General features: G+C 70.3%; 21 protein-coding genes and 1 pseudogene. 10 read left to right on the plus strand and 12 right to left on the minus strand.

Features of this window, described 5'->3' with window-relative positions; translation table 11 throughout:
• Positions 1–131: 131 nt before the first annotated feature.
• The 5 genes from WBN91_RS26735 to WBN91_RS26755 all read right to left on the minus strand — a co-directional run bounded on the left by WBN91_RS26735 (position 132) and on the right by WBN91_RS26755 (position 2,314).
• Complete coding sequence (locus WBN91_RS26735; protein ID WP_121227225.1) at positions 132–314, minus strand: hypothetical protein; 183 nt, start codon at positions 312–314, stop codon at positions 132–134.
• A gap of 82 nt (positions 315–396) precedes the next feature.
• Complete coding sequence (locus WBN91_RS26740) at positions 397–993, minus strand: GNAT family N-acetyltransferase (RefSeq protein WP_337727240.1); 597 nt, start codon at positions 991–993, stop codon at positions 397–399.
• Positions 987–1,439 (minus strand): DUF309 domain-containing protein, encoded by a 453-nt coding sequence (locus tag WBN91_RS26745; RefSeq protein WP_337727239.1) that lies wholly within the window; start codon positions 1,437–1,439, stop codon positions 987–989. The genes WBN91_RS26740 and WBN91_RS26745 overlap by 7 nt, the downstream gene beginning before the upstream one ends.
• A gap of 39 nt (positions 1,440–1,478) precedes the next feature.
• On the minus strand, positions 1,479–1,883 hold the full coding sequence (locus WBN91_RS26750) for a VOC family protein (RefSeq protein WP_337727238.1): 405 nt from the start codon (positions 1,881–1,883) through the stop codon (positions 1,479–1,481).
• Between the two features lie 23 nt (positions 1,884–1,906).
• Entirely contained in the window at positions 1,907–2,314 is a 408-nt protein-coding gene (locus WBN91_RS26755; protein WP_337727237.1) for a helix-turn-helix transcriptional regulator, read from the minus strand.
• A gap of 32 nt (positions 2,315–2,346) precedes the next feature.
• Between WBN91_RS26755 and WBN91_RS26760 the strand changes: the two genes are divergently transcribed.
• Positions 2,347–3,402 (plus strand): DNA polymerase IV, encoded by a 1,056-nt coding sequence (locus WBN91_RS26760; RefSeq protein WP_337727236.1) that lies wholly within the window; start codon positions 2,347–2,349, stop codon positions 3,400–3,402.
• Here the strand turns inward: WBN91_RS26760 and WBN91_RS26765 are convergent.
• Positions 3,385–4,077 (minus strand): TetR/AcrR family transcriptional regulator, encoded by a 693-nt coding sequence (locus WBN91_RS26765; protein WP_337727235.1) that lies wholly within the window; start codon positions 4,075–4,077, stop codon positions 3,385–3,387. The two genes, WBN91_RS26760 and WBN91_RS26765, sit on opposite strands and share 18 nt — an antisense overlap.
• Before the next feature lie 77 nt (positions 4,078–4,154).
• Here WBN91_RS26765 and WBN91_RS26770 point away from each other — a divergent pair, with 77 nt between their 5' ends.
• Both WBN91_RS26770 and WBN91_RS26775 read left to right on the plus strand, forming a co-directional pair.
• Complete coding sequence (locus WBN91_RS26770) at positions 4,155–5,576, plus strand: MFS transporter (protein ID WP_337727234.1); 1,422 nt, start codon at positions 4,155–4,157, stop codon at positions 5,574–5,576.
• A 149-nt stretch (positions 5,577–5,725) separates the two neighbouring features.
• A complete protein-coding gene (locus WBN91_RS26775) occupies positions 5,726–7,042 on the plus strand; it encodes a choice-of-anchor A family protein (RefSeq protein ID WP_337727233.1) in 1,317 nt (438 codons plus the stop codon).
• 52 nt (positions 7,043–7,094) lie between these two features.
• On the opposite strand, the gene WBN91_RS26780 is transcribed toward WBN91_RS26775, so the two are convergent.
• A complete protein-coding gene (locus WBN91_RS26780) occupies positions 7,095–7,802 on the minus strand; it encodes a S1 family peptidase (protein ID WP_443217807.1) in 708 nt (235 codons plus the stop codon).
• A gap of 158 nt (positions 7,803–7,960) precedes the next feature.
• On the opposite strand from WBN91_RS26780, the gene WBN91_RS26785 reads away from it, so the two are divergent.
• Complete coding sequence (locus WBN91_RS26785) at positions 7,961–8,809, plus strand: ADP-ribosylglycohydrolase family protein (RefSeq protein WP_337727232.1); 849 nt, start codon at positions 7,961–7,963, stop codon at positions 8,807–8,809.
• Here the strand turns inward: WBN91_RS26785 and WBN91_RS26790 are convergent.
• Together WBN91_RS26790 and WBN91_RS26795 are read right to left on the minus strand one after the other, a co-directional pair.
• The gene (locus WBN91_RS26790; RefSeq protein WP_337727231.1) at positions 8,785–9,651 is read right to left on the minus strand and encodes an SRPBCC family protein; all 867 of its coding nucleotides are present in this window, start codon (positions 9,649–9,651) and stop codon (positions 8,785–8,787) included. The two genes, WBN91_RS26785 and WBN91_RS26790, sit on opposite strands and share 25 nt — an antisense overlap.
• A gap of 56 nt (positions 9,652–9,707) precedes the next feature.
• Positions 9,708–10,016 (minus strand): ArsR/SmtB family transcription factor, encoded by a 309-nt coding sequence (locus WBN91_RS26795; protein ID WP_337727230.1) that lies wholly within the window; start codon positions 10,014–10,016, stop codon positions 9,708–9,710.
• Between the two features lie 139 nt (positions 10,017–10,155).
• On the opposite strand from WBN91_RS26795, the gene WBN91_RS26800 reads away from it, so the two are divergent.
• The 4 genes from WBN91_RS26800 to WBN91_RS26815 all read left to right on the plus strand — a co-directional run bounded on the left by WBN91_RS26800 (position 10,156) and on the right by WBN91_RS26815 (position 13,022).
• Positions 10,156–11,295: an aminotransferase-like domain-containing protein gene (locus tag WBN91_RS26800; RefSeq protein ID WP_337727229.1), complete on the plus strand. Its 1,140-nt coding sequence runs from the start codon at positions 10,156–10,158 to the stop codon at positions 11,293–11,295.
• 155 nt (positions 11,296–11,450) lie between these two features.
• Positions 11,451–12,062, plus strand: a complete 612-nt coding sequence (locus tag WBN91_RS26805) for a response regulator transcription factor (RefSeq protein ID WP_337727228.1) — start codon at positions 11,451–11,453, stop codon at positions 12,060–12,062.
• 142 nt (positions 12,063–12,204) lie between these two features.
• Positions 12,205–12,681: a hypothetical protein gene (locus tag WBN91_RS26810; protein WP_337727227.1), complete on the plus strand. Its 477-nt coding sequence runs from the start codon at positions 12,205–12,207 to the stop codon at positions 12,679–12,681.
• Positions 12,678–13,022, plus strand: coding sequence for a hypothetical protein (locus WBN91_RS26815; protein ID WP_337727226.1), 345 nt, complete (start codon positions 12,678–12,680; stop codon positions 13,020–13,022). Before WBN91_RS26810 ends, WBN91_RS26815 begins: the two co-directional genes overlap by 4 nt.
• 366 nt (positions 13,023–13,388) lie before the next feature.
• Here the strand turns inward: WBN91_RS26815 and WBN91_RS26820 are convergent, their stop codons facing one another.
• Positions 13,389–13,832 (minus strand): SRPBCC family protein, encoded by a 444-nt coding sequence (locus tag WBN91_RS26820; protein WP_337727225.1) that lies wholly within the window; start codon positions 13,830–13,832, stop codon positions 13,389–13,391.
• Positions 13,833–13,879: 47 nt separating this feature from the next.
• Positions 13,880–16,756 carry an excinuclease ABC subunit UvrA gene (gene uvrA / locus WBN91_RS26825; RefSeq protein ID WP_337727224.1) on the minus strand — a complete coding sequence of 959 codons (2,877 nt, stop codon included), beginning with the start codon at positions 16,754–16,756 and terminating at the stop codon, positions 13,880–13,882.
• A 229-nt stretch (positions 16,757–16,985) separates the two neighbouring features.
• Here uvrA and WBN91_RS26830 point away from each other — a divergent pair, with 229 nt between their 5' ends.
• Positions 16,986–17,774, plus strand: a complete 789-nt coding sequence (locus WBN91_RS26830) for a maleylpyruvate isomerase N-terminal domain-containing protein (RefSeq protein ID WP_337727223.1) — start codon at positions 16,986–16,988, stop codon at positions 17,772–17,774.
• A gap of 104 nt (positions 17,775–17,878) precedes the next feature.
• Here WBN91_RS26830 and WBN91_RS26835 read toward each other — a convergent pair.
• A pseudogene (locus WBN91_RS26835) lies at positions 17,879–18,814 on the minus strand (acyltransferase family protein); the annotation flags it as partial.
• Between the two features lie 127 nt (positions 18,815–18,941).
• On the opposite strand from WBN91_RS26835, the gene WBN91_RS26840 reads away from it, so the two are divergent.
• The gene (locus WBN91_RS26840; protein ID WP_337727222.1) at positions 18,942–19,619 is read left to right on the plus strand and encodes an MBL fold metallo-hydrolase; all 678 of its coding nucleotides are present in this window, start codon (positions 18,942–18,944) and stop codon (positions 19,617–19,619) included.
• The last annotated feature ends 30 nt before the right edge of the window (positions 19,620–19,649 follow it).

The following is a 19,649-nucleotide window of genomic DNA, read 5'->3' on the forward strand; positions in this document are numbered from 1 at the left end:
AATCTGTGGTAGCCCTTCGGGCAGGCCATACGGGGATGACGGAAGAAGCCCAAGTTGGGAGGTCTGCTGCGCGAGCTTCGTGGAAAAGCGCGCCCTTCGGGCGAAGAGCGCGCCTTCGGCGAGCTTGGCTGTTACCGGCGGCGGCGGAAGGAGAAGGCGCGGGCACCCACCCCGACACCTGCCAGGTGGAGGGCCACGCACAGCAAGCCGGCCATCAGGAGGGTGCCGCCGTCGATGACGGAGCCCAGTGAGGCGTTGGCCAGGTCGAGCAGGAGGGCGAGACCGAAGATGACCGCGGCGATGATCGCGAACACGGGGAGCCTCCTTGGGGGAGTTGTTGACCGTCGTCTACCCCGCCACGACGGCCCCCAAGCAGGCATTCGGCCCAATTCCGGGTCAGAGGTGCAGGCCCAGGTAGGTCAGCGGGCCCCTGTCGGGCACGTCGATCTCGTGGAAGCCCAGACGGTCGTAGAAGGCGCGGGCCGGGGTGTTTGCGGTGAGCATTCCCAGGTGTACGGCCGGTACTCCCTTGTCGCGCAACGCAGCCAGTAGCGCGTCCATCAGGCGGCGGCCGTGGCCTGCGCGTTGGTGGCCCGGTAGCAGGTCGATGTGCAGGTGGGCTGGGTAGTCCGCGAGCGCTGGCACGATCATGCGTTCCGGGTGGTGCAGGAGCCAGACCATCTCGTCGGTCGGGGTTGTCGGCGGGTCCACCAAGGGGAAGCGGTCGGTGACCTTGGGGAGCCAGTCGTCTCGGAAACGTTCTGCGAAAGCACGAGTGTCGGCCGCGCCCAGGACGTAACCCACCGCGCGTTCGCCGTCGTCGGCGACGAATGCCAACTCCGGCTCCAACTCCGCGTACGGCCAGGCGAAGATGCTCGGCATCAGCTCCAGGTCGGGATACAGGTGGCTGGAGTCGCCGCCGGCGTCGGCGGTGCGGACGCAGATGTCGCCCACGGACTCCCGGTCGGAGTCGCGGTAAGGACGGATCAGCACGGGTCCCCCTTCAGGCGGGGCGTGCCGACGCCGCCGGCTTCCGCCCACGCCACCAGTCCGGCCACGTCCACGCCGTGTGGCGGGTCGGCTCGGTACGGCTCGATGTTGCGGGCGCCGCGGTCCACCAGGGACTGTGCGCCTCGGGTGTTGCCGCGGGCCGCGTGGGTCAGGCCGACGGCCAGTTGGGCCAGGCCGCGCCACAGTTCGCGTTCCGGTTCGGGCGCGGCCTTCCAAGCGTCTTCGAGGACCTCGTGTGCGTGGAACGGTTTGCCGTCGTCCAGGAGTCGTTGCGCCTCGGCCAGCGACTCCGCGGGTGTCCGGGGCACGCCCTCGGGCTGGCGCTCGACGCCCGGAGCGTCGTACGGGAGTGGACGGCCCAGGCCGTCGCGCGGGCGGGCGTTGCGGGCGCGGCCCGCGTCGTCGCGGTCGCGCGGACTGCCGGTCATGTCTTGATCGTGTCACGACCGGCGGTCCGTGCGCACCCGTCAGCCCTTCAGGCTGCTGGAGAACCGGATCATGTTGCCCGACTGGTCGCGGAACGCGCAGTCCCGCACGGCGTAGGGCTGGTCGATCGGCTCCTGGATGACCTCCGCGCCCGCCGCGGCGATCCGCTCGAACGTGGCGTCCACGTCGTCCACCTCGAAGATCACGCCGTCCATCGCGCCCTTGGCGATCAGCTTGCGGACCGCCTCGGCGTCCTCGGGCGAGCGCGCCATGATCGGGTTGGCGAGCACGATCTGGACGTCCGGCTGCGCGGGCGGGCTGAAGGAGAGCCAGCGCCACTCGCCCATGTCCGCGTCGGTGCGCAGTTCGAGGCCGATGACGTCCCGGTAGAACTCGAGGGCGGCGTCCTGGTCGTGCACCTGGATGAAAGTGTGCGAGAGCTTCATGCCGCAGACGCTAACGCCGCTGGTCAGCGCCGTGCTTCTCGAAATCTGCTTGGGCGGTCGGCGTGCTTGGCCCAGCAGCTGGGTACAGCGGCGGTGGCCGAGTGGTCGCGTGCCCGGTACGCGCTGGGGGACTCGCCGACCAGCTCGGTGAACCGCGTGCTGAACGACCCGAGCGAGGTGCAGCCGACCGCCATGCAGACGTCCGTGACCGACATGTCCCCGCGCCGCAGCAAGGACTTGGCGCGCTCGATGCGCCGGGTCATCAGGTAGTTGTACGGCGTCTCCCCGTAGGCGGCCTTGAACTGCCGGGCGAAGTGCGAAGTGGACATCAGCGCGGCGCGGGCCAGGGCGGGCACGTCCAGCGGCCGGGCGTACTCGCGGTCCATGAGGTCCTTGGCCCGACGCAGGTGGGCGAGTTCCTCCGGGGTCACGCGAGCAGCATCCCACGCCCATACTGGCGGTTGTGTCCGAACCGGACTGGGTCCTGCACGTGGACCTCGACCAGTTCATCGCGGCGGTCGAGGTGGCGCGGCGGCCCGAGTTGAAGGGCAGGCCGGTGGTCGTCGGCGGCAACGGCGACCCGACCGAGCGCGCCGTCGTGGCGACCGCGTCCTACGAGGCCCGGGAGTTCGGGGTGCACTCGGGGATGCCGTTGAAGGTGGCCGTGCGCAAGTGCCCGGACGCGGTGTTCCTGCCCTCCGACCCGCCCGCGTACGAGGCGGTGTCGGCGCACGTGATGGACGTGCTGCGGGAACTGCCCGTGGTGGTCGAGGTGATCGGGTGGGACGAGGCGTTCCTGGGCGCGCGCACCGACGACCCGGAGGCGTTGGCGAGGCGGACCCGTGAGGTCGTGCAGGCGGAGACCGGGCTGTCGTGTTCGGTGGGGATCGGGGACAACAAGCTGCGCGCCAAGCTCGCCACCGGGTTCGCCAAACCGGCCGGGATCTACCGCCTGACCAGGGAGAACTGGGTCCCGGTCATGGCGTCGAAGCCGGTGACGGCGTTGTGGGGGATCGGGACGCGGACCGCGCGCAAGCTCGCGGAGCTGGGCATCGGCACGGTCGAGGAGTTGGCGCGGACCGACCCGGCGGAGCTGGCGGCGCGGTTCGGGCCGGCGATGGGGCCGTACTTCCACCGGCTGGCGCTGGGCGCGGGGGACACCGAGGTCACCGCCACGCCGTGGGTCGCGCGGTCGCGGAGCCGGGAGACGACGTTCCAGCACGACCTGACCTCGCGGGCGGAGATACGGGAGCAGGTGGCGGCGCTGGCGCGGCGGGTGGCGGAGGACGTGCGGGCGGAGGGGCGTCCGGTGGTGCGGGTGGTGGTGAAGGCCCGGTTCGCGCCGTTCTTCACCTACACGCGCGGGGTGACCCTGGCCGGTCCGACGCTGGACGCCGAACCCGTCGAGCGGGCCGCGCTGGAGGCGTGGGAGCGGTTCTCCGACGACCGGGCGGTGCGGCTGCTCGGGGTGCGGGTGGAGTTCGCCGAGACCCGGGGTTCGTCAGCCGAGGCCCAGTGAGCGGACCAGGTCGTCGAGTTCGGCCTCGTAGAGCTTGCCGGGCTCGGTGGTCTGGGTGCGCAGCCGGCCGTAGACCTCCAGCGTGACCAGGCCGTGCATGCGGCCCCACACGCGCAGGGACAGGGCGACGGCGGCCGGCGGCAGGTCGGGGTGGTTCGCGCGCAGGTCCTCGGTGGTGTGCGGGTCGAAGTCCTCCCAGCGGTGGTCGCCGTGGGACTGGGTGGCGGCGGCGGTCGGCCAGGCGTCCACGACGAGGTCGACCAGGGCGGCGCACGCCCGTTTCTCCGGCTCGAAGCCGTCCGCGGGCGGCTGGTAGCCGGGCACCGGGTCGCCGTAGATGAGCCGGAAGCCCTCGGGGTTGGCCAGCGACCACGCGCGGAACGCGTGCGCCCAGGCCAACAGGCGGCCGGCCGGGCCTTCGGCGGCGTCTCGGGCGGCCTCGATCTGGCGGACCAGGTCGCCGTAGACCTCGGTGATCAGCGTGGTGATCAGGTCGTCGCGGGTGGGGTAGTAGCCGTAGATCGCGTTGGCCGTCATGCCCATCTCGCGGGCGATGGCCCGCAGCGAGATCGCGTCCGGACCGCCCTCGGCCATGAGCTTGAGCGCGGTCGCGCGGATCTCGGCGGAGGTCTCGGCACGCAGCCGCGCCCGCCTGCTGGGCACCTGGACAGCCATGTTGACACTCTACAGCGTTGCTGTACTGTGCGGCGTGTCTGAACTATACGCCGTGCAGTAAAAATACGGAGTGCACCTTGACCTCTGGGATTGCCGCGCGCCCGAAAACGGGTCTGCGGATCTACTTGTTGGCGTTTGCGCAGTTCATCGTGGCGATGGACTACAACATCGTGTTCGTGGCGCTGCCCGACATCGGGCGCGAGTTGGGGTTCACCGCGCAGTCCCTGCAATGGGTGCTCAGCGCCTACGCGGTCGGGCTCGGCGGGTTCCTGCTGTTCGGCGGGCGGGTCGTGGACCGGCTCGGCGCGCGGCGGGCGTTCGTGGGCGGGCTGGTGCTGTTCGGGCTCGCCTGCCTGGCCGGTGGGCTGGCCACGGACCAGGGGTTCCTGGTCGCCGCTCGGGCCGCGCAGGGGTTGGGCGGGGCGCTGCTGACGCCGGCGACGCTGGCGTTGATCGGGTCCGGGTTCGCCGAGGGACCGGAGCGCAACCGGGCGCTGTCGGTGTGGGGCGCGGCGGGCAGCGGTGGGCTCGCGGTGGGCGCCCTGCTCGGCGGGGTGTTGACCGACGCGTGGGGCTGGGAGTGGGTGCTGCTGGTGATGGTGCCGTTCGCGCTGGGCGCCGCCGTGCTCGCGCCCTTCGTGCTGGCGCCGGACGCCGTGGTGGGGGCGGGGCGTGGCCTCCGGCCCCCGGTTCCATCGTCCCACGGGGGACCGACAGCGGATGGGGGTGGAGTGAGCGGAGGAGTGCGGCCTGGGTTCGATGTGCTGGGGACGGTGTTGGCTACCGCCGCCTCGGTGTTGTTGGTGTTGGGGTTGGTCACCGGGCCGGAGACCGGGTGGGTGCGGGGTGGGGCGACCGTGCTCGCGGGTGTGGTGGTGTTCGGGGTGTTCCTGTTGGTCGAGCGGCGTACGCGGGAGCCGTTGGTGCCGCTTCGGCTCTTGGGCAACCGGGCGTTGCTGACCGCGATCGGCGTGATCCTGGTCTTCCAGAGCTCGCTCGGCGGCGCGTACTACCTGACCACCACCTACCTCCAGGACGTCCTCGGGTACCGGCCGCTCGCCGCCGGGCTGCTGTTCCTGCCGCTGACGTTGGTCTCCATGACGGCCTCGCTCAAGCTCCTCGGTCCGGTGATCGCGCGGTGGGGTGTGCGGCGCGCGCTGGTCGTCGGCATGGTCGGCAACGGGCTCGGGATCGGGCTGCTGGCTGCCGGAATGGCCGTGCACGGCGGGTTCTGGTTGTTGCTGCCCGGCCTGGTGGTGTGGGGGATCGGCGGCGGCATCACGTTCCCGGCCATGTTCATCACCGCCTCGGCCGGGGTGGACGCGGGTCAGGAGGGTGTCGCGTCGGCGGTGGCGACCACCGCGCAGCAGGTCGGCGGCGCGATGGGGCTCGCGGTGCTGGTCGCGATCGCCGGCACGGCGTTCGGCACGGCCGGCGCGGCGCTGGTCGCGGGCCTGGCCACGGTCGTCGTCGGGCTGGGTCTCGCCGCTCGGCGCTGAGCCGGCCACGGTCGTCGTCGGGCTGGGAGTCGCCGACGCCGCTCGGCGCTGAGGGCGTCACCCTGTCGGGGGCTCTTCGTCACCCCCGGCGGGGTAACCCGGCGTGTGTCCACGCGCGCGAAGCGTGTCCAGCGCACAGCATCGAGCGCATGTCCCGCACCCACCTGCTCGGAGTTCTCGGCGTGGTCGCCCTGGTCACGGGGGTCGCCCTGCACGGAACCGGCGTCGCCGATCCGCTGCCCGGCGGGCTCGGGCCGTGCGTCGGCACGCAGTGCCCCGACGAGTTCCCGCCCATCCACAACGGCGGGATCGCGGGCTACGACGACGCGATCAACGTCTTCGTGGGCGGCGACTTCCGGGTCCGGGCGAGCGCGGCCGAGGCCGAGGGGCGGATCGTCGTCGGCGGGAACTTCGACCAGGCCAAGGACGCGGGCGCGTCGCCGTCCTACAACGTCGGCATCGTCGGCGTCGGGTCCCGCGTGCCGCCGCCGCCCGGCTCGGACTTCCTGGTCACCGGCGGCGCGGTGAGCGTCGCGGACGGCCAGAAGCTGCTCGCCGAGGGCGGTGTCATCCACCACGCCGGCGGGATCAGCGGGACGTTCACCGGCACAGACAAGCCCGACGCCGGCGCGTTCAGCCCCTATGCGGGCCTGTCCGCGCAGCTCACCACGGCGAGCACCTGCTACGCGGCGGCGGCGACCACAGGGACGGCGGTCAACCAGAACTACCAGACCCTGTTCACCGGTGACGGCAAGTCCGCGCTCCAGGTGTTCACCGTCGACTTCGACCTGGTCAGCGCCTCGGGCGGCCAGCAGGGACTGGTGTTCGACGGCATCCCGGCCGGGGCGACCGTCCTGGTCAACCTCGTCGGCGACGCACGCCGGATCTCCACCTACACCGGGGAGATCGCCGACGGCGGGCAGCTCAACAGCATGCGTGAGCGGCTGTTGTGGAACTTCCCGGCCGCGACCACGGTCGAGCTGGCCGGTGGCGCGCAGTTCCAGGGCAGCGTGCTGGTCGGCAACCCGGCGAGCACGACGACGGTGACCATGCCCGGGGTCAACGGCCGCTTCTTCACCACCGGCTCGCTGACCCACGGCGGGTCCGGCGGCGGCACCGGCAACGAGTTCCACGCATACCCGTTCATCGGTGACTTGCCTGGGTGCGCCATCCCGACCACTACGACGGAAAGCACGACCACGACGGAAAGCACGACCACGACGGAAAGCACGACGACGACCGACAGCACGACGACCGAGAGCACGACCACGACGACCGAAAGCACGACGACCGAAAGCACGACGACCACGACCACCCAGCCGACGACCACCACGGTGCCGCTCGCGGGTGGTGGAGAGCTGGCGGACACCGGCCGGGAGTTGGCCTCGTTCCTGTTGGTCGGCGGGTTGCTGGTGCTCGGAGGCACGGCACTGTTGACCCTGGTGGCCCGCAGGCGTCGAGGCTGAGGCGGAAGAACGGCCCGCCCGCGCAGGGGCGGGCGGGCCGGTGCGGCGCTGATCAGACGCCGGCGATGGACTGGATCCAGGAGCGGTAGCGGGTGACGTTGGTGTACGCGGTCGTGGTCTGGCGGTCGCTGGTGGACGCCACGCCGATCTGGAGGCCGTTGTGGACCATCGGGCCGCCCGAGTCGCCGCCGGCGGTGATGCCGTTGCCGTAGCGGGCGCAGATCGCGCTGCCGCCGTAGGCGTCGGTGCACGCGCCGGACACGATCACGTTCGCCACCTTCAGGTAGCGGGACTGGCAGTTGATCTCGGAGCCGCACCGGGAGGTCGCGCCCCAGCCGTAGACCTGCACGGTGGTGCCGGCCGCCGGGGAGGCCGTCGCCAGGCGCGAGTAGGTCGCCGAGACCGAGCGGTCGAGCCGGACCAGCGCGAGGTCCGAGGAGTGGGTGTAGGTCTGCACGCCGTTGGCCACCGTGCCGCCGGTGGTCTGGTCGAGGCTGCCGATCCGGAACGACAGGCCGCCACCGCTGACGCAGTGCCGGGCGGTCAGGATCCACGTGGGAGCGATGATGGTCGCGGTGCACGTCTGCCGGCCGTTGGAGAACAGCCGTGCCGCCCAGGGCGCGTTGGACGCGTAGCCGCCGCCGATGATGTACGGCGAGACGCCGCCGTCAGTCGCGGGTGCGGCCGAGCCGGCGGGGGCCAGGGCGAGCAGGGACAGCAGAGCGGCTGCGAGCGCAGGGATCAACCTGGAGGGTCGCAAGGTTCCTCGTTTCCGAAAGACACGCGATTTCTCGCGCACAGGGTGTCTTTGGTCGACATCGAGTATTACCAGCGAATAGGGTGAAACGGGACATACCGACTCGGTTATAGCGCGGCCTTACGACGCCGTTCGGTCGGACCCGGACGGAGGGTGCGCAGGTGCTGGTCGAGTTGGCCGTGGGTGACGCGTACGGCGCGGGTTTCGAGTACGCCGAACCGGATTTCGTCGCTGCGCACAACACCGTGAGCGGCTACGTCCGCCATCCGACGCACGGCTTGGAGCCCGGCGCGTACACCGACGACACGCAGATGACGTTGGCGTTGGCCGAACTGCTCGCCGACGGCGACCCGTGGACCCCGGAGCACATCGCCGAGCGGTTCGTGGACGCGTTCCACCGCGACCCGCGCCCCGGTTACGCGCGTGGATTCCAGGCGTTCCTCAGTGAAGTGCGCACGGGCGCGGACTTCCTGGCCCGCATCCGGCCCGACAGCGACAAGAGCGGCGCGGCGATGCGGGCGGCGCCGGTCGGTCTCTTGTCCACTGTGGACGACGTGCTGCACCACGCCGAGGTGCAGGCGCGGGTCACGCACGACACACCGGACGGGATCGCGTCCGCGTCGGCCGCCGCGCTGGCCGTGCACTACTGCCGGTACGGGTTGGGGCCGGTGGCGGACGTGGGCGCGTGGATCGCCGACCGGCTCGGGTCGCCGGTGTGGGCGCGGCCGTGGCACGGGAAGGTCGGCGCGAAGGGCGTGATGAGCGTGCGTGCGGCGCTGACCGCGTTGTCCGGGCACGACTCGCAGAGCGAGGTGCTACGCGCGTGCGTGGCGTTCACCGGCGACGTGGACACCGTGGCGACGATCGCCCTGGCCGCCGCGTCGTGGGTCCTGCCGGCCGACTTGCCGGAAGGGTTGTTGGACGGCTTGGAGAACGGCACCTACGGACGCGACCACCTGGCTCGGCTGGACGCGCGGCTCGACGCTCAGCTGGACGCGCGGCTCGCGTAGCGCTCGGTCAGCTCCGCGACTCGGTCTTCCGGCCACGGGCAGCGGATCTCGCCGAAGGTGGCGGCGAAGAACAGTTCCAGGTGCACGTGCCAGGCGGCGAGGGCGGTTGGGATGAACGCCGGGTCGTGGACGGTGTGCGTCAGCTCGACGGATGTGCCCTCGTCGGGGTCGTGGCGGAACTCCCAGCGCACGTGGCCGGTTGGTGAGTCGAACTCCAGTAGGCGGGGCTCTTCGCGGGTTGTGACAGGGCCGGGTGGCACGTGGGGGTTGGTCGCGCGGGTGGGGAGGTCTGGGGAGTCTTCGGTGAACAGCGCCCACACTTCGTCCAGTGGTTTCCAGACGAGGTCGCGGACGAACCGCACGGTCCTGCCCTCGGCGTGGCCCTCGTCCAGGCCGAACTCGCGGACGTAGTGCTCCATCGGGCCCAGCCAGTCCTCCGACGGCGTGATCGCGGTGCCGGCGAGGGAGGCGTCCAGCGCGGCGAAGCAGGCGTCCCAGCCGGCGGCGGTGCGCCCGGCGCTCGGCGCGGAGCCCAGGACGTGGGTGAACACCAGCAGGCAGCCGTCGTCGTGGGGCAGCAGCTCGAACCGCAGGACGTCGGTGCCCCAGCGGAACGCGAACACCTTCGGCGGGTCGGACTCCAGCACCTCGCCGCCGGAGTCGCTGCCGTCCGGGAAGCTGAAGCGGAGCTCCCGGCCGTCGACCTCGACGGTCGCGGGGAACCAGTGGGCGAGTTCGGCCGGTTCGGTGACCGCCCGCCACACCTTCGCGGGGTCGTGCCGCAGGAGCCGTTCGAAGCGCAGCACGGGCTTGCCGTCGATGTGGCGCAGTTCGGCGCTCATCGGTCCACCACCTGGCTCATCGGTCGATCACGTCGCTCATCGGTCGATCACGTCGCTCATCGGTCCATCACGTCCAATCGCCGTTCGAGTGCGTCCAGGCTGCGCTCCCACATCCGCCGGTACGGCGCGAGCCAGGCATCGAGTTCGGCCAGCGGCTCGGGGCGCAGCCGGTACCAGCGCCGCTGCGCGTCCCGCCGCACCTCGACCAGGCCGGCCTCGCGCAGCACCCGCAGGTGCTTGGACACCGCCGGCTGGGTCAGGGCCAGCACGTCGACCAGGTCGTTGACCGGGCGCTCGCCCGCGCGCAGCACGTCGAGGATCTCCCGGCGGTGCGGGTCGGCCAGCACGGCGAACGTAGATGCCATGTCAGCTATATAACCAGATAAGCATGTGAGCCGCCAGGTGATCACCGGTTAGGGTGAAAGGAGGCGCCTCAACCCCCGGTGCGACCCCTTGACGCGGCACGACCGCGCATCCCTTTCCCGTCCACCGGAGGACTGCCCCATGCCTCGGAAGCTCACCGTCGCCAGCTCGCCCGTCCGCGACCTGCTCGCCCTGATCAACCGGCCCGAAGTGATCTCGTTCGCGGGCGGACTGCCCGCGCCCGAACTGTTCGACGTCGAAGCCCTGCGCGCGGCGTTCGACAAGGCCGTGTCCCGGCGCTCGCTCCAGTACGCGCCCACCGAGGGCGACCCGGACCTGCGCGGCCACGTCGCCGCCCGGCTGACCGCCCGCGGCCTGCCCACCGACGCCGCCGACCTGCTCGTCACCACCGGCTCGCAGCAGGCACTGACCCTGCTGGTCACGGCCCTGCTCGACCCCGGAGCGGTGGTGGCGGTGGAGGAGCCGACGTACCTGGCGGCGCTCCAGGCGTTCCAGCTCGCGGGCGCGCGGATCGTGCCGATCGCGGGCGATGAGCACGGCATGGACCCCGCCGCGCTGGCCGAGGTGGTCGAGCGGGAACGGCCTGAGCTGCTGTACCTGGTGCCGACGTTCGCCAACCCGACCGGGCGGACGCTGTCCGCCGCGCGGCGGCGGGAGATCGCCGCGGTGGCCGAGCGGCACGGGTTGTGGGTGGTGGAGGACGACCCGTATGGCGAGCTGCGGTACCGGGGGGAACGGGAGCCGGCGCTGGCGTCGTTCAGTGAGCGGGTGCTGTACCTGGGTTCTTTCTCCAAGATCGGTGCGCCTGGTCTGCGGCTGGGGTGGCTGCGCGCGCCTGCGGAGTTGCTGCGGACGTTGGTGGTGGTGAAGCAGGCGGCCGACCTGCACACGTCCACTATTGACCAGGCTGCGGCGGCGGTTTACCTGGCGGACAACGACCTTGACGCGCATGTGCGTGGGTTGTGCGCTGCTTATCGCGCGCGGCGGGACGCGATGTTGGCGGCGTTGCCTTCGGCGCTGCCGGGCGGGGCTCGGTGGAGTGACCCGGATGGGGGGATGTTCGTGTGGGTGAACCTGCCGGGTGGGGTGGACACGGCCGAGTTGTTGCCGAAGGCGTTGGCTCAGGACGTGGCGTTTGTGCCGGGTGCGCCGTTTTTTGCGACTGTGCCGGATCGGGCGGCGTTGCGGTTGTCGTTCACCACCAACACGGTGGCTGACATCGGTGAGGGTGTGCGGAGGTTGGGTGTGGCGCTGGGGTAGCGGTGTTGGGGTGGCGGGGTGGCGGTGGCGGGGTGGCGGTAACGGTGGCGGTAGCGGTAGCGGTGGCGGGGTAGCGGTGTTGGGTTGGTGTGCGGTGGGGGTGGGGGTGGTGCACGCTTGAGGTCGGCCTGGGTCCGGTTCGGTGGGAGGTCGGCGTGCACATCCGCGTGCTGGTGGCCGACGAGTCGGGGCTGGAACGGGCGGCGTTGACGGCGTTGCTGCGGCTGGAGGGTGATCTGGACGTGGTGGCGTCGGCCGCCGATGGCGAGTCGACGGTGGCTGCCGCGGTGGCGCACTCGGCGGATGTGGTGTTGGCCGGGTTGCGTGGGCTGGACGGGTTTGCGGTGGCGCGGGAGTTGGCGCCGTTGTTGCCGTCGTGTGCGGTGGTTGTGCTGACCGGGGTGGGGGCTGGGGCCGGGGTGCCGCATGCTCGGCAGGCGTTGGTGACGGGGGCCAAGGCGGTGTTGCCCAGGTCGTCGCCGTCTGGGGTGTTGGCGGATGTGGTGCGGAGGGTGCATGCCGGTGGGCGGTACCTGCATCCGGCGATGGCTGCCGATGTGTTGGTGCCGGCGGCGTGTCCGTTGACGCCTCGGGAGTTGGAGGCGTTGCGGTTGGTCGCTTACGAGGTGGGGGTGGTGGAGGTGGCGCGGCGGATGGGGTTGTCGCCTGGGACTGTGCGGAATTATTTGTCGGCGGCGGTGACGAAGGTGGGGGCGGAGGGGACTGCGGACGCTGTTGCCATCGCTCGGGACAACGGCTGGTTGTGATCCCGGGTGGTGTTCCGGTCTGGGGTTGCCCCGGTCCGGGCCGGTCCGGGGAAGTCGTGCGCGTGTTCTGAGCTGCGTCGACAGGTCCCGGTGGGTCTTTGGTTGGTGAATCGGGGGCCTTGGGGGTTCTAGCGTCGGCCCCATGACCGGCCCGCAGCCCACCCCGCCGTTCTACCCACCTCATGTGCCGCAGCCCCAGGTTCCGCAGGGTCCCGCGCCGCAGTCTCACGTGCCGCAGTCTCACGTGCCGCAGGCTCCCGCGCCGCAGCCGCCCTCGAAGGTGCGGCCGGTCGTGCTCGTCCTGGCACTGCTGGCAGTCCTGACCCTGGGAGCCGCCGGCACGATGGCCGCCCTCTGGAACGACGCCCGCCAGGAGCGGGAGAAGGCGTCCCAAGCCCTTCAGGACGCCACCCGCCAGGTGACCGACAAACGTGCCGAACTCGCCGACACGCGGAAGTCGATCGACGAGACGGACGCGGACATCAAGTCCCTCGAAACCCAGAACGCTGACCTGCGCAAGTGCGCCGAACCGGCCAAGGACTCCATCATCGCGGCCCGGGACTCCGACCAACCGGCCCTGGCCGCCGCGATCGACCGCGTGAAGGTGTATTGCCGATGAACCGAGCACCGATCATCGTCCTGTCCGTCGTAGCGGCCCTGTTCCTGGCCACTGCCGCCGTGTTCACCGTCCTCTACTTCGACCAGAGCTCCGAGACCGACCGCCTCACCACCGCCCGTTCGGCAGAGGAATCCACCGCGGCCGACGTGGCGAAGGAGCGGGAGGAAGCGGACGAGTCGTTGAAGGAGAAGCGTTCGCGGAAGTCGGCGCTGGACTCGGAGCAGAGTGTCCTGACCAAGTGCACCGAGGCGACCAAGGCCTACCTCAAGCTGCCGGTCGGCGACTCGCCCGAGTCGGATCGGTTGTTCAAGATCATGTACGAGATCTGTCCGCTGGTTTGAGGGTGAGCGGAAGCGGAAAGCGAAAAGCTAAAAGCTTGAAAAGCGCCTCGCCGGCGGGCAGGCCGCCAAGGATGACGGAAAAGAAAGGGCGGGGGCTTCTTCCGTCATCCCCGTATGGCCTGGCGGAGCCAACCACAGATTTCCGGGGTTGCCGCTAAAATTTTTGCTCGTTCCTCACAAAAATTTCGGCTGCAACCCCGAAAATCTGTGGTAGCCCTTCGGGCAGGCCATACGGGGATGACGGAAGAAGCCCAGGAGGGTGGTTTGCTGCGCTAGCCCAAAGGAAAGCGCGCCCTTCGGGCGTGAAGGGCGGCGGGCGCGTGGGACGGGCCGGCGGGCGTGGGTGGGTGGGTTTGGGGTGTGGGGTTAGTTGTTGTTGTTGTTGGTGTTGCGGGCGGCTTGGAAGCCTGCGAGGTAGGTGCGTAGGCCTTTGTGGCCGTTGCGCATCATGAGTTCGTGGTTGGCCTTCAGCAAAGGGCGGGCTAGGAGGGCTAGGCGGCGGACCAAGGGTTTTGTTACCTCTACCTCTTGGGTGTAGACCAGGCGGGAGCCTGTGCGGCCTTCCGGGAGGATGCGCCAGCTTGCGGTGCCTTCCAGGTCGCCTACCAGGGTTGCGCGTAGGAGGCCGGACTTGCGGTCTTCCGTGTTGTGGTGGGCCTCGAAGATGAGGTCGTAGGGGAGCACCGAGCGGCAGCGGAGTTGGGCTGCTTTGTCGGCTATCTGGTGTGCGGTGCGGACCTCGGGCCACCACTTCGGGTAGCTGCCGAGGTCCGCTAGCACGTCGAACGTGTCCAGTGGGGGGTTGTCCACTGTCCAGATGCTGCGGAAGCGGTAGTGGTGCAGGGACGGCACGGTGGTTAACCCGCTGCCGCCGTGTCCGTGCCCAGCACCTCGCGCAGGAACTGGCCGGTGTAGCTCTGTTCGACCTCGGCCACGTCTTCCGGGGTGCCCTCGGCGATGACCATGCCGCCGCCCGAGCCGCCCTCGGGGCCCATGTCGACCAGCCAGTCCGACACCTTGATCACGTCGAGGTTGTGCTCGATCACGATCACCGTGTTGCCCTTGTCGACCAAGCCGTTGATCACGCCGAGGAGCTTGCGGATGTCCTCGAAGTGCAGGCCCGTGGTGGGCTCGTCGAGGATGTAGACCGTTTTGCCCGTCGAGCGCTTCTGGAGTTCGGAGGCCAGCTTGACGCGTTGTGCCTCGCCGCCGGAGAGGGTGGGGGCGGGCTGGCCCAGGCGGACGTAGCCGAGGCCCACGTCGACCAAGGTGCGCAGGTGGCGGTGGATGGCGTTGATCGGCTCGAAGAAGGTCGCGGCCTCTTCGATCGGCATGTCCAAGACCTCGGAGATGGTCTTGCCCTTGTAGTGCACTTCGAGCGTCTCGCGGTTGTAGCGGGCGCCCTTGCAGACCTCGCACGGGACGTAGACGTCCGGCAGGAAGTTCATCTCGATCTTGATCGTGCCGTCGCCGGCGCACGCCTCGCAGCGACCGCCCTTGACGTTGAACGAGAAGCGGCCCGGCTGGTAGCCGCGGACCTTCGCCTCGGTGGTGGCTGCGAAGAGCTTGCGGATGTGGTCGAAGACGCCCGTGTAGGTGGCCGGGTTGGACCTCGGGGTGCGGCCGATCGGGGACTGGTCGACCTGCACCAGCTTGTCCACCTGCTCCAGGCCCTTGACCCGGGTGTGGCGGCCCGGCACCTGGCGGGCGCCGTTGAGCTTGTTCGCCAGGACCGTGGCCAGGATGTCGTTGACCAGCGTGGACTTGCCCGAGCCGGACACGCCGGTGACCGAGACCAGGCAGCCCAGCGGGAACGACACGTCGATGCCGCGCAGGTTGTGCTCGCGGGCGCCGACCACCGTAAGCTGGCGCTTCTTGTCGATTTTGCGCCGGGTGGTGGGCATCGGGATCTGCTTGCGGCCGGACAGGTAGTCGCCGGTGATCGACTTCTTGCTCTTGAGCAGCTCCTGGTACGGGCCGCTGTGCACGACCTGGCCGCCGTGCTCCCCGGCGCCCGGACCGATGTCGACCACCCAGTCCGACGTGCGGATGGTGTCCTCGTCGTGCTCGACCACGATGAGCGTGTTGCCCAGGTCGCGCAGGCGGGTCAGGGTCTCGATCAGGCGGTGGTTGTCGCGCTGGTGCAGGCCGATGGACGGCTCGTCCAGCACGTACAGCACGCCGACCAGGCCGGAGCCGATCTGGGTGGCCAGTCGGATGCGCTGCGCCTCTCCACCCGAAAGTGTGGCGCTGGCCCGGTCGAGGGACAGGTAGTTGAGGCCGACGTCGAGCAGGAAGTGCAGGCGTGCCTGGATCTCCTTGAGGACCGCGCCCGCGATCATCGACTCGCGCTTGCCCAGCTTGAGGCCGTCGAGGAACTCCGAGCACTCCTGCACCGACATCGCGCACACCTCGGCGATGGACTTGTCGCCCTTGCGGCCGTGGTTGAGCGTGACGGCGAGGATCTCCGGCTTGAGGCGGGTGCCCTGGCACACCGGGCACGGCACCTCCCGCATGTAGCCCTCGTACTTCTCCCGCATGTACTCGGACTCGGTCTGCTCCTGGCGGCGCTCCAGGAACGGGATCACGCCCTCGTAGTTGGCGTAGTAGGAGCGCTCGCGGCCGTACCGGTTCTTGTAGCGGACGTTCACCTGCTCCGGCACGCCGTGCAGGATCGCCTTCTGCGCCTTGGCGGGCAGCTGCCGCCACGGGGTGTCCATGCGGAACCCGATGGTCAGCGCCAGCGCCTCGAGCAGGCGGGCGAAGTACTCGGCGGTCTGGCCGGTGGCCCACGGCGCGATCGCGCCCTCGGACAGCGACAGCTCGTCGTCCGGGACGACCAGCTCCGGGTCCACCTCCTTGCGCACGCCGATGCCGGTGCACGTGGGGCAGGCGCCGTAGGGGGAGTTGAACGAGAACGACCGGGGCTCCAGGTCCTCGATCGCCAGGGGGTGGCCGTTGGGGCAGGCCAGGTTCTCGGAGAAGCCGCGCACGCGGCCCGGGTCGTTCTCCGGGACGTCGACGAACTCCAGTTCGACCAGGCCGTCGGCCAGGCGCAGCGCGGTCTCCACCGAGTCGGTGAGCCGCTGCTTGGCGCTGGTCTTGACCGCGAGCCGGTCGATCACCACCGCGATGTGGTGCTTCTCCTGCTTCTTGAGCTTGGGCACCTCGCCCAGCGCGTAGACGACGCCGTCGACCTTCGCGCGCGAGTAGCCCTGCGACTGGAGGGTGGAGAACAGGTCGAGGTACTCGCCCTTGCGGCCCCGGATGACCGGCGCGAGCACCTGGAACTTGGTGCCCTGCTCCATCGCAAGGACCTGGTCGACGATCTGCTGCGGCGTCTGCTTGGAGATGGCCTCGCCGCAGGTGGGGCAGTGCGGCTTGCCCGCGCGGGCGTAGAGCAGGCGCAGGTAGTCGTAGACCTCGGTGATGGTGCCGACCGTGGAGCGCGGGTTGCGGCTGGTCGACTTCTGGTCGATCGACACCGCGGGCGACAGGCCCTCGATGAAGTCGACGTCGGGCTTGTCCATCTGCCCGAGGAACTGCCGCGCGTAGGCCGACAGCGATTCGACGTAGCGGCGCTGGCCCTCGGCGAAGATCGTGTCGAAGGCCAGGCTGGACTTGCCCGAGCCGGACAGCCCGGTGAACACGATGAGGCTGTCCCTCGGCAGGTCGAGGTCCACCCCTCGCAGGTTGTGCTCGCGTGCGCCGCGTACGACGAGGCGGTCAGCCACGACGGTTCCCTTCGGTATTCGGCCATCCCCCGAACAGACGTTCGAAAAGCGTACTGGACCACCTCGACAGGCCTGTCGGGGAGGGCGCGTCCCATGCTAGGGGCGAGCACCGACAAAAACGGGTGGGTCCCACCGCGATCGTGCGCCAACGGCTCTACCGGTCGGTAGCGATCGCCCCTACGCTGGCACGATAGGCCATTCGGCCGCAGACGTCGGGGATGAGGTGCCCATGAGCTTCGCTGATGCCGCCCAGGTCCGATCCGCCGAGACGAGCGTACCCGCGCCGCGCGAGCAGTCGGCCGCCGCGCAGGACGCCGTCGCCGGTCTCGTCGAGGTGGAACGGGCGACACAAGCGCTCTACGAGGTCGTGGACGGCCTCGACCACGTGCTCCTGCGAGGTCCGAGCCGGCTGCCGGGGTGGAGCCGGGCCCACGTCGTGACGCATCTCGCACGCAACGCCGACGCGCTGGTCAACCTGCTGACGTGGGCCAAGACCGGCGTCGAGCACCCGATGTACCCCAGTGCGGCGGACCGCGACGCCGACATCGAGGAAGGCGCGGGCCGCCCGCCGCAGCTGCTGCGGGCCGACCTGGACGCGGCGTGCCAGCGCTTCGCCGCCGCCGCCGGCGACCTGCCCCCGACCGCGTGGGAGGCGGAGGTCGTGCACCCGCACACCGGGGCCTTCCTGGCCCACCGGGTGCCGTGGCTGCGGCTGCGCGAGGTGTGGTTCCACCTGGTCGACCTCGACGCCGGCGTCGACTTCGGCGACCTGCCCGACCACCTGCTGGAGGCGTTCGTGGACGACGCGGTCGGGCAGTACGCCGACCGCGCCGACGTGCCGGACGTGCGCGTGGACGTGACCCTGCCCGACGGCCGTCAACGCAGCTGGGAGCTGACCGCGACGAGCGGTCCGACGGCGGTCAGCGGGTCGGCGGCGGACGTGCTCGGGTGGCTGACCGGCCGCCACAGCGGCGCGCTGCTGAACGGCACCGCGCCCACGCTGCCCAGGTGGCTCTGAGCGGAGTGCAGGCGGGCCGCCAGCACCAGCGTCACCACGGCGGGTCGGTGGCTGGCGGTGAGCGCCCGGAACGCCGGCTTCTCCACGAGCGTGGTCAGCAGCCACCCGAGCACGACCGCCGTGCCCAGGAAGGCCGCGAGTTCCACGGCCGGTCCGAACCGGGCGACCCCGGCCATGACCACGTACCCGATCTCCTGGTGCACCAGGTAGACGCCGTAGGAGATGCCCGCCAGCCACTTGATCGGCCGGCGCAGGAACCGGACCGGGGCGATGTCCCAGTCCGGTCCCTTCGCGCACGCGGCCACGCCCAGCAGTAGGACGCCGAGCGCCACGGTCGAGGACACGTTCGCGCTGTGCACGGCCTGCGCGGTCAGGGCGGCGAGCAGCAGGACGGCCAGGTGCTTGGTGCCGAGCCGGTCCTTCGACCACAGCCAGATGCCGACACCCGCGGCGAACAACTGGCCGCGGTGCAGGCCGAACCCGTCGTAGAGGGTCCGGACGACACCGGGTTCGACGGTCCACACCCGCAGCAGGAGGGGCGCGAGGACGAGGGTCCAGAGCAGGACCCTGAGCTTGGCCCCGCGCACCCGCGACGCCAGCACCGCGCCCGCGACGAACCCCGTCACCTGGACGGGCAGGGTCCAGTAGGAGAAGTCGACCAGGCGGGCGCCGGGGAACCAGTTCTGCAACATGAAGGCGTTGACCAGCAGGTCACGGGGTTCCAGCTGACTCCACCCGTCCGGGGCGACCCGGGTCAGGACGGCGTAGGTGCACACGGCCGCCACCACGTAGGCGGGGACCAGGCGGGCGAGTCGGTTGCGCAGGAAGCGCGCGGGTTCGCCTTTGGCGAGGGAGGCGCAGGCGAAGAAGGCGGAGATGACGACCAGCGTACTGGCGCCCATCTCCAGGGAGACGGTGAACAGCGGGGGGCTGAGTTCCGGGTGCACGGACGGACCGGCGTGGGTGGCGTGCTGGAGCAGGACAGCCGCCACGGCCAGGATGCGCAGGACGTCCCAGTTGATCCGGCGAGGAGAAGGCACGAGGCTGAGTTACCCAGTTCAGTGCGTAATCAAATTACATCGTCTTGGCTGGCTTGATCGTTACTAAGCCTATTGGAGCAACCTGACCGGACCCTGAAGGGTGCCGCTTGGACTACCGTCGGCCCTCGTGGACGTACTTGAGGACTACACGGGACACGTCGACCCGAACGGCCCCGCCGCCCGCCGCACGCTGGGCGAACTGACCATCACCAAGCTCAGCGTGGGCCCGATGGACAACAACACCTACCTGCTGGTGTGCCGGGCGACCAACGAGGCCCTGCTGATCGACGCGGCAGCCGACCCGACCCGCATCTCGGACCTGGTGGGCCACTCCTTGGAACGCCCACGCCTGAAAACAGTCGTCACCACCCACCGCCACCAGGACCACTGGGGCGCTTTGGGTGCGGTGGCGGGTGCCAACGGGTCGAACACGGTGGCGCACTCGTTGGACGCGCCCGTGTTGCCGATCCCGCCGGACCAGCTGGTTGATCACGGCGACACGGTGATGGTGGGTCGAGTGCCCCTTTCGGTGATCCACTTGCGGGGTCACACGCCTGGGTCGATCGCCCTGCTCTATCGGTCTCCTTCGGAGGGGGCGCACCTGTTCACCGGTGACTCGCTGTTCCCGGGTGGGGTGGGGCGGACTACGTCACCGGAGGACTTCACTTCGTTGTTCAACGACGTGAAGGAGCGGATCTTCGACGTGCTGCCGGACGACACGTGGTTCTACCCGGGGCACGGGGACGACTCGACGTTGGGCAAGGAACGCCCTCACCTGGACGAGTGGCGCGCCCGAGGCTGGTGAGCTTGGCCGAACGTGGCCGCCTGACTAGCA

The sequence above is a fragment of the Saccharothrix sp. CCNWYY140 genome (assembly GCF_037401995.1).
In the GTDB taxonomy this organism is placed as follows: Bacteria; Actinomycetota; Actinomycetes; order Mycobacteriales; family Pseudonocardiaceae; genus Actinosynnema.

Bases quoted from the DNA above. Each gene is read 5' to 3' on its own strand.
- WBN91_RS26745 (WP_337727239.1), bottom strand. From the start codon at position 1,439: ATGACCGGCAGTCCGCGCGACCGCGACGACGCGGGCCGCGCCCGCAAC.
- WBN91_RS26750 (WP_337727238.1), bottom strand. From the start codon at position 1,883: ATGAAGCTCTCGCACACTTTCATCCAGGTGCACGACCAGGACGCCGCC.
- WBN91_RS26765 (WP_337727235.1), bottom strand. From the start codon at position 4,077: ATGGCTGTCCAGGTGCCCAGCAGGCGGGCGCGGCTGCGTGCCGAGACC.
- WBN91_RS26775 (WP_337727233.1), top strand. From the start codon at position 5,726: ATGTCCCGCACCCACCTGCTCGGAGTTCTCGGCGTGGTCGCCCTGGTC.
- WBN91_RS26790 (WP_337727231.1), bottom strand. From the start codon at position 9,651: ATGAGCGCCGAACTGCGCCACATCGACGGCAAGCCCGTGCTGCGCTTC.
- WBN91_RS26795 (WP_337727230.1), bottom strand. From the start codon at position 10,016: ATGGCATCTACGTTCGCCGTGCTGGCCGACCCGCACCGCCGGGAGATC.
- WBN91_RS26800 (WP_337727229.1), top strand. From the start codon at position 10,156: ATGCCTCGGAAGCTCACCGTCGCCAGCTCGCCCGTCCGCGACCTGCTC.
- WBN91_RS26810 (WP_337727227.1), top strand. From the start codon at position 12,205: ATGACCGGCCCGCAGCCCACCCCGCCGTTCTACCCACCTCATGTGCCG.
- WBN91_RS26815 (WP_337727226.1), top strand. From the start codon at position 12,678: ATGAACCGAGCACCGATCATCGTCCTGTCCGTCGTAGCGGCCCTGTTC.
- WBN91_RS26830 (WP_337727223.1), top strand. From the start codon at position 16,986: ATGAGCTTCGCTGATGCCGCCCAGGTCCGATCCGCCGAGACGAGCGTA.